General features: G+C 32.4%; 14 protein-coding genes. 9 read left to right on the plus strand and 5 right to left on the minus strand.

All coding sequences use genetic code 11. The annotated features are described in order from the left end of the window. Positions 1 to 4: 4 nt before the first annotated feature. Together fusA and ACOQOS_RS04080 are read right to left on the minus strand one after the other, a co-directional pair. On the minus strand, positions 5 to 2,077 hold the full coding sequence (gene fusA, locus ACOQOS_RS04075) for an elongation factor G (protein WP_420573689.1): 2,073 nt from the start codon (positions 2,075 to 2,077) through the stop codon (positions 5 to 7). Between the two features lie 452 nt (positions 2,078 to 2,529). Then, positions 2,530 to 2,988, minus strand: a complete 459-nt coding sequence (locus tag ACOQOS_RS04080) for a COG2426 family protein (RefSeq protein WP_420573690.1) — start codon at positions 2,986 to 2,988, stop codon at positions 2,530 to 2,532. A 145-nt stretch (positions 2,989 to 3,133) separates the two neighbouring features. Here ACOQOS_RS04080 and ACOQOS_RS04085 point away from each other — a divergent pair, with 145 nt between their 5' ends. The 8 genes from ACOQOS_RS04085 to ACOQOS_RS04120 all read left to right on the plus strand — a co-directional run bounded on the left by ACOQOS_RS04085 (position 3,134) and on the right by ACOQOS_RS04120 (position 7,950). Continuing rightward, positions 3,134 to 3,571: a DUF1801 domain-containing protein gene (locus ACOQOS_RS04085; RefSeq protein ID WP_420573691.1), complete on the plus strand. Its 438-nt coding sequence runs from the start codon at positions 3,134 to 3,136 to the stop codon at positions 3,569 to 3,571. 28 nt (positions 3,572 to 3,599) lie between these two features. Continuing rightward, positions 3,600 to 4,214: a DUF4919 domain-containing protein gene (locus ACOQOS_RS04090; RefSeq protein ID WP_420573692.1), complete on the plus strand. Its 615-nt coding sequence runs from the start codon at positions 3,600 to 3,602 to the stop codon at positions 4,212 to 4,214. Further along, on the plus strand, positions 4,144 to 4,833 hold the full coding sequence (locus tag ACOQOS_RS04095) for a pyridoxine/pyridoxamine 5'-phosphate oxidase (protein WP_420573693.1): 690 nt from the start codon (positions 4,144 to 4,146) through the stop codon (positions 4,831 to 4,833). Before ACOQOS_RS04090 ends, ACOQOS_RS04095 begins: the two co-directional genes overlap by 71 nt. Before the next feature lie 10 nt (positions 4,834 to 4,843). Next, the gene (locus tag ACOQOS_RS04100) at positions 4,844 to 5,563 is read left to right on the plus strand and encodes a metallophosphoesterase family protein (protein ID WP_420573694.1); all 720 of its coding nucleotides are present in this window, start codon (positions 4,844 to 4,846) and stop codon (positions 5,561 to 5,563) included. A 76-nt stretch (positions 5,564 to 5,639) separates the two neighbouring features. Next, positions 5,640 to 6,632 (plus strand): hypothetical protein, encoded by a 993-nt coding sequence (locus ACOQOS_RS04105; RefSeq protein ID WP_420573695.1) that lies wholly within the window; start codon positions 5,640 to 5,642, stop codon positions 6,630 to 6,632. Between the two features lie 127 nt (positions 6,633 to 6,759). Then, positions 6,760 to 7,296 (plus strand): RNA polymerase sigma factor, encoded by a 537-nt coding sequence (locus ACOQOS_RS04110; protein ID WP_420573696.1) that lies wholly within the window; start codon positions 6,760 to 6,762, stop codon positions 7,294 to 7,296. A 5-nt stretch (positions 7,297 to 7,301) separates the two neighbouring features. After that, complete coding sequence (locus ACOQOS_RS04115) at positions 7,302 to 7,703, plus strand: hypothetical protein (protein ID WP_420573697.1); 402 nt, start codon at positions 7,302 to 7,304, stop codon at positions 7,701 to 7,703. A gap of 28 nt (positions 7,704 to 7,731) precedes the next feature. Continuing rightward, entirely contained in the window at positions 7,732 to 7,950 is a 219-nt protein-coding gene (locus tag ACOQOS_RS04120) for a hypothetical protein (protein WP_420573698.1), read from the plus strand. Between the two features lie 25 nt (positions 7,951 to 7,975). Here the strand turns inward: ACOQOS_RS04120 and ACOQOS_RS04125 are convergent, their stop codons facing one another. Beyond that, positions 7,976 to 8,641 (minus strand): HAD family hydrolase, encoded by a 666-nt coding sequence (locus ACOQOS_RS04125; RefSeq protein ID WP_420573699.1) that lies wholly within the window; start codon positions 8,639 to 8,641, stop codon positions 7,976 to 7,978. Between the two features lie 84 nt (positions 8,642 to 8,725). Then, the gene (locus ACOQOS_RS04130) at positions 8,726 to 10,036 is read right to left on the minus strand and encodes a DMP19 family protein (RefSeq protein ID WP_420573700.1); all 1,311 of its coding nucleotides are present in this window, start codon (positions 10,034 to 10,036) and stop codon (positions 8,726 to 8,728) included. Positions 10,037 to 10,232: 196 nt separating this feature from the next. On the opposite strand from ACOQOS_RS04130, the gene upp reads away from it, so the two are divergent. After that, on the plus strand, positions 10,233 to 10,889 hold the full coding sequence (gene upp, locus ACOQOS_RS04135) for a uracil phosphoribosyltransferase (protein WP_420573701.1): 657 nt from the start codon (positions 10,233 to 10,235) through the stop codon (positions 10,887 to 10,889). A 93-nt stretch (positions 10,890 to 10,982) separates the two neighbouring features. On the opposite strand, the gene ACOQOS_RS04140 is transcribed toward upp, so the two are convergent. Further along, positions 10,983 to 12,938: an endonuclease gene (locus tag ACOQOS_RS04140; protein ID WP_420573702.1), complete on the minus strand. Its 1,956-nt coding sequence runs from the start codon at positions 12,936 to 12,938 to the stop codon at positions 10,983 to 10,985. Positions 12,939 to 13,044: the final 106 nt, after the last annotated feature.

Here is a 13,044-nt window from a genome sequence, read left to right on the forward strand (position 1 = left end):
GTATTTAACAAACTAGTTGTTGTAATATATTTTCAGGTACACGTTTGTAATCTTTTAATTTTAGTGTAACTGAACCTTTTCCACTAGTTAACGTTCGTAAAGATGAAATATAGCCGAAGGTTTGTAACAACGGAATTTCTGCTGCTATTTTTCTTCGATTTCCATTTTCCTTTATCGAAACAATCATTCCACGACGCTTGTTGATATCTGAAGTGACATTTCCTAAATAACCTTCTGGACAATTGATTTCAGCATCCATAATTGGTTCTAACAAAATAGGATTTGCTTGTTTTGCAGCATTTCGAAATGCTTGTCGTGCTACAGTTTCAAAATCCTGACTGTTAGAATCTGTTTCATGCATTTTTCCATCCAAGAGCGTGATTTGCATACTCTCTAAAGGATACTCCATCAATACTCCTGATTTCATAGCTTCTTGGAATCCTTTTTCAACTCCATTGATACAATCTTTAGAAATAACGCCACCTTTGGTTTCGTTTACAAATAATAACCCTTTTTCATTATCGGTTCTCGGTGCTATCATAAAGGTTATTTCTGCAAAACTTCCACTTCCTCCAGTTTGCTTTTTCAACAATTCTGTGTGTTTTACAGAACTCGTCAGTAATTCACGATAGGAAACTTTTGGATTTCCTTTGTTGACATCAATTTTATAGTCACTACGCAGTTTTTCAATACGAACTTCCAAATGCAACTCTCCCATTCCATGCAATAAGGTTTGTCCTGTTTGATTGTCATATGAAGCGCGTAACGAAGGATCTTCATCTAGCAATTTCGCCAAAGCGTCACCAAAATTCTTTTCATCATTTTTAGAAACAGGTTCAATTGCCAAACTAATGACAGCTTCTGAAACTTCAATCGATTCTAAAGCGAATGGTTTTCCTAATTCACATAAAGTATCACCAGTTTTTACATCTTTTAAACCAATTAATGCGACAATATCTCCTGCATTTGCTTGCTGCAATTCAGTGAATTTGTCTGCTTGTATGCTTAAAATTCGACTTACTCTATTTTTAGCATTTGTTCTTGAGTTTAAAACTTGTGTTCCAGCATCAATACTTCCAGAATACAATCGTACCATAGCTAATTTCCCAACGTATTTATCAACAATTACCTTAAATACAAACGCTGATAATTGTTCATCAACCGAACAACGTAATGTTGCCGTTTCGTCCGTAATTAAATCAACACCTTCAAGCGTTTCAATATCTTGCGGCGTTGGCAAATAATTAGCGACAGCGTCTAATAAAGGCTGAACACCAATGTATTTATAAGCAGAACCACATAACATCGGAACGGCTTTTCGCTCCAGCGTAATCGTTCTTATAGCGTTGTGTAATTCATCAAGACCAATATCAATATCATCTAGATATTTTTCCATGATTAGATCATTAAAATTTGCAATACGTTCTATCAATATAGCGCGCCATTTTTGAGCCAATTTGACTACGTTTTCAGGAATTTCAACTTCTTTTATTGATTTTCCATAATCGTCTTCACTCCAATACATCGCTTTCATTTTTAGCAAATCAATAATTCCTTCAAAATCGTCTGCATCACCAATAGGTATTTGAATTGGTAAGGTTGTAGCTCCAAATTCGTCTTCTATTTGTGATAATACTTTGAAATAATCTGCTCCAATTCTGTCCATTTTATTGATGAACCCAATTTTTGGAATACCATAACGTTCTGATTGACTCCAAACTGTTTCCGATTGTGATTCAACTCCTGAAGAAGCGCAAAATAAAGCAACAGCTCCATCAAGAATACGTAATGAACGTTCTACTTCTATAGCAAAATCAATATGTCCAGGTGTATCAATGATGTTAACCTGATACATTTTTTCATTGTATTTCCAATCTGCAGAAATTGCAGAAGAAGAAATGGTGATTCCGCGTGAAGCTTCTTGTACATCACTGTCGGTTACTGTATTTCCATCATCAATATTTCCAGGTTTATGAATTGTTCCTGTGTAATATAATATACGTTCTGTTGTGGTTGTTTTTCCAGCATCGACGTGCGCTATGATTCCTATGTTTCGTATGTCTTGTAATCGTTTCATTTTGTTCTAATTTAAATATTTTTCATAAAAAAAGCCTCTCAGTTACGAGAGGCTTTCTACTAATTTTTTACAATAGCAATCCTCTCTTACGTTTGTAAGATCATTTTTGTTACTATGATTTTTAATGTAAACATGATGTTTAGGATTCTTTTTTAATGATAAGAGTTCGTTGTTATTTTTAAATTTTGATTTGAATTGTGAACTCTTGTTAAAATGCTATTGTTTTTGCCGATTGAATTTCGGTAGAACAAAAAAGGCTTTCTAAAAAGAAAGCCTTGCGTATATATTTATATGAAGATTTACTTTTTAGAATACCAATGATGCTCTACCAAAAAACACAGTTCTGATAGCGCCATTTAATGCGATGATGTTAACGTTTGTTGTTCTCATTTTTGTAAAATTCTGCCGCAAACATAGATTTTTATTTCGAAATAAAAAAATCTAGTTTGAATTTAGCCTATAGCTTTTAGTGTTGCCATCGTTGCAAACCAAACGATTACCGAAGAGAAAAATATTCCGATCGTATTGGCTGCAAAGGCTTTTTTACGTTCAATATTGAAAAGATAGGTAGCAATGGTTCCTGCATACACACCAGTTCCTGGAATAGGAATCATTACAAAAAGCATTAATCCCCAAAAACCATATTTTTGGATTTTATCTTTTGCGCCTCTTTTTGCTTTTCTGGCTACAAATAATGCTCCTTTTTTGTAGAAATGCCAACGTAATAAATAACGATTTACGTGGTTTAAGAAAAATATCATAATAGGAAATACCAATACATTTGCAACAAACGCAGCTATAAAAATTATATACGGATTTGCTCCAGATTTCAATCCGATTGGAATACCAACTTTGGCTTCTCCAAAAGGTGAAATACTCCACAACATCGTTATAATAATATCTTCTATCACAGTTTTCTTTTAAAGGAAATGCAAAGCTACGTCAATTTGCACTTTCAACAAATTTTAGGAATGTAAAGTTTTGATAAATTTTTGGTGGTGTTGATTGATTTTTATCGTGTTTATTTATCTTTGAAAGGTTTGTTATATATATCTTATGAAATCAACACGAACAATTCATCCTGATTTTGAACAGTTTCTACATTTGAAACCACAAGATTGTATTGAATTGTTTACTGATTTGCGGAATTATGTTTTTGAATTATATCCTGACGCAAATGAGCTTTTATATCATACACATGCGCTTACAGCTGTATTTTCGGTGTCCGAAAAGCTTTCAGATGCATTTTGTATGATTCCTATATATAGCAAGCATTTGAATTTAGGGTTTAATAAAGGAACTCTTTTACATGACCCAAAAGAACTATTACAAGGAACAGGAAAGTTGATACGACATATTCCTATTTCAACGATTTCCCAATATAGAAATACTGACGTAGAAAATTTACTGAAAGCTGCTATTGATTTGGCAATTTTGGATGTAAAGAAACCATCAAAAGTGATTGGACAATCAATATCTAAGATTAAGAAGTAATTTTCTACAAAAAAATATTTATTGCATTATGAAAGATGATTTTTTCGATTTTTTAAAAGAACCAACAGTAGAAGCTTTCTCAAAAGCCAGATCTTATGTCATTACAGATGAAGAGTATAGTCCGTATTCTGATGATATCAAAAAATTAGAAATGCTTTTACAAAAGGAAGCTTATGAAGAAGTATTAGCTTATAATAATATTAATGTGGTTTTGAGTCCAAGAACACATATGATGAAAAAGTATGCAGCTAAACAATTGGGAAAAGAAAAAGACGAACAAGCGGAATATTTCTTAGCACATCGTATTTTAGAAGGTATTCATGCTACCGGAAGCGGTTCAAAAGAGCAGCCTTATAAGGTATTGCGAGTAGAAGATGAACGTGATTTCCTTGGATTTATTGGTGAAACATCAAAAATGCAATCACTCATAAAAGAAGAAAGAATATATGACCTAATTACTACAGAAAGTGGGAAATCGATTTATTTTGATATTACTGAGTGTTATGGTAAAGTAGCTAATTTTTCTTTTGAAGATATGCTTGAATCGTTAGGAATTGACGAAGAAATTGAAAATGATTCTGAAGAAAAAACAGTGTCACCAACGCCAAAAAAGACTCAAAAGAAATGGTGGAAATTTTGGTGAAATTTTATTAAATAATCAATTATACTTTGCGTCATTGCCTATGAATCCTTTAAAAAAATTCAATATTTGGTTTGAAGAAGAACATCAACAACAACAACAATTACGCTTTCCAGCAGCTTGTTGTTTGTCTACGATAGGCGTTGATGGTTATCCCAACGCACGATTTGTATCTCTTAAAGAAGTAACCGAAAACGGTTTTGTGATTACTGGAACGCTATCCTCGCAAAAAGGAAAAGAGATTCAACAAAAATCTACTGCAGCATTAACTTTTTGGTGGACAGCTACTGAGAGACAAGTTCGCATACAAGGCGACGTTATTGAAATTTCTGAAGCGGAAGCTATTCAATATTTTAAGGAAAGAAGTTTAGATTCGCAATTAGTTTCTACGGTTTTTGATCAAGGGAAACGAATTGAAAATTTTGAAGTAATGCAAACTACTTTTCAACAGAAAAAAGAAACGTTGGCAACTTCCATCATTAAAAAACCTGAACATTGGAGCGGCATTTGTATTCAACCAAAACGTATTGAATTTATGGACTTTAAAACGAGTCGATTGCACGAACGTACTGTTTTTGAAGGCAGTACTGGTAATTGGACTTCTTATTGCATACAACCATAATATAATTTAAATGAATTCTAAAGTCGCTTATATTACTGATATTCATCTAGACGAAAAATTTCCTTTAGAACAAGGAATTGATGCTAGAAAAAACTGGAATGTTATTTTGAAAGATTTAAAAATCAGAAACATTCGTTCTGTTATTTTTGGCGGTGATATTGGAGAAAAATCTTCGAATTCTTATTTTTTTGATTCTTTGAAATCTTTTGATTTAACGATATCCTTGGGAAATCATGATGATTTTAATGAAGCTTCAAAATATTACTTTTCAGAAAAGTTTACGCATCAAAAAGCATTGTATTATACACAAGAAACTTCTGTTTATAAGTGTATCTATTTAGATTCTAGTCAAAATAAAATTGACGATATTCAGTACGATTGGTTTCTAAATGAACTGAAAACAGATAAAAAACTTATCGTTTTTATACATCATCCTATTTTGGGCATCCATACAGAAGTAGATCGAAAATACTATTTGATTCATAGAGACCGATTACGCACAGCGCTTGAACAACTTTCTAATGAAGTCTTTTTATTTTCTGGACATTATCATTTTAATCATGTTCAAAAGCATAAAAATATTACACAATATGTTACGCAAGCTGCATCATATCAAATTGAAAATATTCCAGAAGGTATTGAAATCCAAACGGAAACTTTTGGTTATAGAATTCTTGACTTTACACCTACTGAAATCCAAACAACATTGATTACTTTTCCAAGTCAATGAAATTTCTACAGTTAGAATAGAGTTTTAAGATACTTAAAGCTAAAAACGCTCGTTTTAAATAGCAAACCACCAAGCCATGAGATTTTATTCAATTATCCTTTGCATTTTATTGTTTTCTTGCGCAAAACAGGAACAGAAAACTGTCACGGCACCAGTTGTTGTAAGATCGAATTTAACAACCGCCATAGCATTTCAGAATTGTATTAAGTTTGATGATGGTTATGTCGTTTCCACAAAAAATAATGAGTTGTATTATTTGAACACTGATTTTCAGATTGACGAAGTTCGTACTAAAGAAATACAACCCAATATCGATGCTGAATATTTTTATGTGTATCGAGGTAAAATGCTTTTAGCTATTTCATATGAAGACGACGATCCAACGTATTTTCTAAATGAAAATGCCAAATGGACACTTCTTGATTTTGAAGAGAGTGATGCTATTTTTTATGAAGATGAAACGTATATTGTTACTACAATTTGTCATGGCGAATTTGGAGGAACAGTATTTTTTAAGCATAAAAAAACCAATAAAATATATAGTTGTAAAGCTACTTGTTTAGTTGATATCAGCAAATCGGAAGATGCGTATTATTTAACAACGAATTTAGCACATATGATTGGTTTTAGTGAGATTATTAAAGTAAATGATCCTACTAAATTAAAGGCTTTAGGTGATAGAGAAGCAACTAATAATTGGTGGATGAAAGCAGGTATGAGTCATGAAGAATTAAAAAAAGGAACTGAAATCATGCTGGATACTACCAATGTTTTAACATTCGATTCTTTTATTATAAATGATAAAGTTTATACCATGCATGAAAGTTCTTCGGAAGATTTTGCTTTTAGTATTTTAAATCCGAATATTGTGTTGAGTATTGTAGAAGAAGGACGTTTAAAAAATATAGATACATTACTTCGTTATCCGCCAGAAATGTCTTTGGAAACTTCACAACGAACAAACGATGGTGCATTTTTCTATTTTAATGCAGATTCAGATGCTAAAGGATCTATAATTACCGTAAAAAATGATACAGTGCGTGTTATTTCTTTGAAAAAAGCTAACTAATTCGATCATATGTATTGACTACACATTCTAGATTCTTTTCACATTTTTTTAAAATTAATTCAAAAAAAATGCAATAGATTTAAAAAGTATCGTCTTTTAAATCGAAAAGCCGTTATAAAAGGTTTACATGAATTTGGAATCAGAGAACAGTAAAAAATTAAGAGATTTTTTTGGAAGAGAGTATAATACTCTTAAGTTTTTTGTGAACACCAAAATAAGTGATTCTGTCAACAGAAATGCAGAAGATATTATTCAGGATGTTGCTTTGAAGCTATTTTCTGGTGCCGATAGATATGCGCCAATTAATAATGTTGCTGGTTTTGTATATAAGTCAATTAAGAATCGAATTGTTGATATTATGCGGAAACCCAAAAAAACAACATCTGTTAGTATTGATCTTGAATTTTCTGAACTAGCTGAAATGCTTCAAACGACTGATGATCGTGTTTCTGAAGAAAAGATTACCATATTAAAAAAGTGCATCAAACAGTTAAAACCACCATATAGAGATATTATTATCGCAGTAGATATGGAAGGTTATACATATAAGGAGATTTCGAATGAAACTGGAATTCCTGAAGGAACATTAATGTCCAGAAGACATAGGGCAATTGGAATATTGTATAAAAGTATTGAAGTAGAACTTAACAAACACAAAATATAAAGAATATGAAAAATTATTTTGCACATAAGATGAGAGAAAGGTCTCCAATAGAAATTGTTGGAATTATCATTTTTGGAATTATTGCCATTACTGGATTGGCCATTTTATTTGGTTTCGTAATTATGTGGTTATGGAATTGGTTAATGCCTGAAATTTTTGGTTTAACTACTATTAACTATTGGCAAGCTGTTGGTTTGTTTATATTGTTTAAACTACTTCTTGGTGGTTGCGGAAGTGGCGGCGGAAAATCATCTAAAAAATGTAAAGATCACGATGATAAAAAGTCAAAAAGTGATTTTTCTAAATGGCAACATTACGATAAGTTTTGGGAAGAAGAAGGCGACGAACTTTACAAACAATATATTGAACGTCAAGAAGGTACATTGAACACAACCGAATCTGAATAAAATATTAAAACTTATAATTATAGTTATTATGGAAATTTTAATCTTTCAAACAGATATTAAATCAGAAGAAAAAATAGCTTCCATAGAGCCAGTTTTTAATAATCATGATGACATTTTAAATTGGTCTATTGATCTTGAAGATATTGATAATGTATTGAGAATTGAAGCGAATTCTACTTTAACCGAAAAAGCAGTCATTGATATTGTAAAACAGCATTATTTTACGATAAAAACCTTGACAGATTGAAGCAATAAAATAGCTAGCTTCTCTCCTACTTTTTACTGAAAATGGATTGAATTTTATTGTGTTGAATTTCTTTAAAATCAGAGATAATCATGTTAGCTATGCTGTAATCTTGATTTTTAGAATGTACACTATCATAACCAACACAAAAGATTCCAGCGGCATTGGCTGCTTTGATTCCGTTGGTAGAATCTTCAATTACCATACAGTTTGAACGTTCGTATCCTGTAGCATGTGCCGCTTTTTCAAAGATTTCTGGATGCGGCTTGGATTGTTTTAAATCTGCTCCGCTAAATTTAGCAATGAAGTATTGATTTAAATTAAATCGTTCAAAAACATTATCAATTGTCATCATAGAAGCAGAAGAAGCTAAGACGAGTTTTAAATCGTTTTCATGATATTCTTTGATAATGTCCAACACACCATCAATCAACGTTAAACTCGGATCGTTGGCAAATAAGTACTTGAAATTATTTCGCTTTAATTGCACCAAGGTTTCTGGAGCTTTTGATAAGTTGAAATGCGTTACCAAACGTTTGCAAATGTTAATGGTAGATTGTCCAGTAAAAGATTGATATAACTCTGGAGAAACCTCAATTCCTACTTCTTCAAACATACCATTGTAGGCTTTGTGATGTAACGGTTCTGTGTCTACAATGACACCATCCATATCAAATAAAACTCCTTTTAACATTGTGCTTCTTTTTTGGCGAATATACTAAAAGAGATTAGAAATTTACACGATCATATATTATCGCAAGGTTATGTTTGATCCTTTTTAAAATCCCCAAGCATTATCTTTTAAAAGCTTGTTTTTGTCTCCTAAAACATCATATAATGTATATTTACCTTTTACAGGAGCGCTTCTATCCATTCTACCAAAAGAAGGATTATCACTGTAAAAAGTCATGAAAGTCATATTGAGTTCTCCAGTATAATTTCCTTTCTTTTCTTTAGAAACCACACTTGATAACTCTAAGTTTGATATATCTGAAGGAAAAGGAACTTTGTCGCTGTTGTAAAATAAGTCGCCATCATAAATAAAGATACAATCATTTCCTATTTCAAAATATCTAATGTTTTTTATGTTGACAGGAATTTGAGAATTTGATTTGTCTTGAAGCTTTTTCAAGGTTTCCTTCCACTTTTTTTCATCTAAAATAGCTGCGTTTGCATTTTTTTCTAATTCCTGATGTGCAAGATGACAACCGTGAAATATGTTTACCAATTCTTGTTTGTGAAAACGTTTGTACATTCTATTAATATCTTCCATAGAAATTTCAGGAAGTACATATGTAAAGTTTCCAGTAATACCAATACTTTCATAACCATCTGGCATTTTAAATTTCATTAAGAATAATTGTGTAGGCTGACGATCTAAAGTTACTCTACCTGTATAGTAAACAGAGACTTCTGTAGGTTCCTGTTTGTATGTTTCTAGTAAAAAATTTGTAAAATGAGGAATTGCCTCTTTTTTTTTCATTTTTTTCTGCTCAATACCTTTTATTTTTAAACATCTTCCCAAGTTTTGGTTGATGTATTTTACAATATCTCTATACAACCAACCTTTGAATTGCTCATCATAAAATAATTTTTGGAATTTTTCAGCAGAAGGCAAATGTTTTTCACCTTCTTTAAAAGTTTTCCAACGTGTTTCAAATTCTATAGATTCATCATCCCAAACTTCACAAATTTGAGTAAAAGCATCTCCATTTAACATTGTAATAAACTCTTTTAAAACAGCTTCGTATCGTGAAGCAAGTGCAGATGTTGGATTTACTTCATATAAAGCCTCTACTCCGCAAATACAATAGGATGGTTTGTTAAAAAAGAACTGCCAAATTCCTCCATTGTCTGTTTGACTAATTAAATGTCCTAAGGTTAATACCGTTTTTTGTTCTTTAGTAAGTTTTTTCCAATGTTCTTCAAAATCTCCTTCAGGAAATTCAATACCATTAAACATTAAATCTTGTAGTTTCCAAAACTGGTCTGGAATACTTTCTATTTTCGAAATTTCATCTAAATCTTTGTTTTCAACTTCTGTGTAAAAATGAAGTGTTTTTGGTCCTTTGGTAACGGATGATAGCATGTAGAAATATGTAATTTATGTGAAATCTAAAACTACAATAATAAGATATGAAGTCAAAGCGAACGAAAAGATTTAACAGCTTGTTTTACGATATTAAATATATTTCTATAAAATTATAATATCTTTGAACGGAACTTCGAAAAAAGAAAAATTTAACTCCATTGTTTTTATATTAAATTCGCACAAAATTACTTTTATGACTATTCACGATTTTACTTCACAATCTTCTTTGTTAAATCAGTTTATTTCTGAAATGCGCGATGTTTCTATTCAGAAAGATTCTATGCGCTTCCGCAGAAATATTGAGCGTGTTGGTGAAATTTTAAGTTATGAATGTAGCAAAGTGCTTGAGCGTGCTAACGAAACCATTACTACGCCATTAGGAACTAAAGACATGATTTTACCTGTTAAAGATGTCGTTATTTGTTCTATTCTTCGTGCTGGTTTACCATTACATCAAGGAATTTTAAATTATTTTGATCAGGCAGAAAACGCATTTGTTTCTGCGTATCGTGATCATATTGACGATGGAGACGACTTTGAAATTGTTGTCAATTATATGGCAGCGCCTTCTTTGGAAGGAAAAACGTTGTTATTGGTAGATCCGATGTTGGCAACAGGTCGTACCATGAAAAATGTGTATGAAGTATTGTTACAACAAGGAACTCCAAAAAATATTCATATTATTTCTGTTTTGGGTTCTACGGAAGGTGTAAACTATGTAAAAGAGCATTTTCCAGCAGATACTCATTTATGGATTGCTGCTGTTGATGATACATTGAATTCTCGCGGTTATATCGTTCCTGGTTTGGGTGATGCGGGCGATTTGGCGTATGGAACGAAACGTTCTTAACTAGGCTTTTTCAAACTTATTTAAATGTTTTTCGCAAATCTATTTATGTAGGTTATTATTAATTCTTGTGAACTATTTTCAAGAAACGAGAGCCTATTCTATCAGTATCTTTTTTGTAATTGTTTTTCCGTTAGAAGCTATCTTTGCAATATACATTCCGCTTTGTAAGTTAAGTGGAATTTGGCTCGTGCCTGAGAATCGACTTTTTAGTAGTTTTCTTCCATCTAAGGAAATGATTTCAATCGTAGCTTCTTGTCGTATTCCAACTATATTAATATGTCTTCTTGCTGGATTTGGATAGATTTTAATAGTTTCGGCAGTAAAATTTTCATTTGATAACGGTTGTGACCACATCACGCCCGTTTGATTTCCCCAAATATGTTCTACTAATTCGGGATGATCTATGAATGGATTTCTATTGAATTGCCATGTGTATATCACATTGTTACGATTCATTTCATAATCATCTGGTGGATCGTTTCGATGCCAATCCAATAATGTTGCTAAATCTCCCAATTGTCCTTCTACGGAAGGAAAACCATTTTCTATAGATAATCCGTTGTAACGAATTGCCAAGAAAAATACACTTCTTGCTACGTCTCCGCGGAAGCTTCCAGCCGTTCCTGTTGGACCTGTATATTGTCCGTAATGCTGATTACCTCTTGAGCTGTTTTCTGGTCCATCACTAGCGCGTAATGCATGTCCGTCTGAGTTTCCATGACGTAATGAATCTGGTCTTGTAATCCAAAATACATCTCTTCCATCTGCTATATCATCAGCTTCAATACTCCCATAACCTGCCAATGATCTTGGAAAGGTATGTTCTCTATTCCATTTCCCTACACTATTTGAACCTGATTGTTGATCAAGTTTTGCACGTCCTTGTTCTGTGTAGACTAACCAAACCTGATTGCTGTTTGCTGGATTTTGATCTGCTTCACGTAACATCGCATATACGTCTGCATAAGTTTGTGCTCTAACCGTATTTACATCAGCAATAATTGCTTGCATGGCATCACGCAAAGCATTATCAGCCAAACCATCCATGGTATCGTAATAACTAGCTGGTGCTGTACTTGCAACTGTTCCAAATGTAGGATTTAGAGGTGTTCCAAAGGTTGCTACTGTAAAATCATCATCTACAGCACGAATTAAAACGTTATTATTTAAAATGATATATTCTACAGGGAAATTCTCTACTAAACTAATGACTAATTCTTCATCACCTTCGTCTAATGTATCATTTACTAGAGAGATGACAGTATTTGTAGAGCTTTGTCCTGAAGGAATTGTTACTGTGGTGTTTCCGGTAAAATCAGCCGCATCAAATGTTCCGTTATCTAACGTAAATGTGATGTCTAAATCTGTAGTAACTGGCGATTCTGTTGTAAATTCAATCGTAAACATATCACCTTCGTTATATTGATCGTTTGCGACATTAATACTTATTCCGTTTAAGGCAATTCCGCTTCCATCATTTAATTGTCTTGGTGTTGGAGTTCCTGTGTAATAAGTTCCATCAGTTTCGTTTCGTTGAATAGAGTTTGTGTTGTTATTTCCTCCTTCACTGATTTGTGTAGTTTCTCCCAATAAAGTTAGTAATCCAACATCGTCAGATTCTCCTGTATCATATACAATTGCATCTATTAAATCTGTTGTCGTTGCTTGCGTTCCTTGTGGAAAGTCAAAACTATTAGCTTGATAAATTGCAACGGCATCTGCACCATTTTGGATGACATTTGCTCCAATTAAGAGTTGTGGAACTGGTGAAACCGTGCTACTTCCTATCAATAGTAAACCATTAACATCTGTTACTTGTCCATCTAAATCTAATGCAAAATAACTACTATCGTTCCCTGAGGTAGATCCATTGAATAGCACTAAAACATAACCATCAAGTGCAAAATTTGGTGTTTGTGATTTTAGTTCAATAAATTCACCTGTATCTGTTCCTGGCGTATCACAATCTATTTCATTTATCACTACAACTTGTGCTAATGTGAATTGACTGATCAACAACATTAAACATATGGAAAATATATACTTCATTATACTGCTTTTGACAAAAGTACAATAATAGTTTATAAAGATTTGGTTATTAGAAGAATTAACTAAAAATGATGTAAAATCATTATTTTTAGTGTCAAATGGAATC

The sequence above is a fragment of the Kordia sp. genome (genome assembly GCF_965224175.1).
GTDB lineage: Bacteria > Bacteroidota > Bacteroidia > Flavobacteriales > Flavobacteriaceae > Kordia.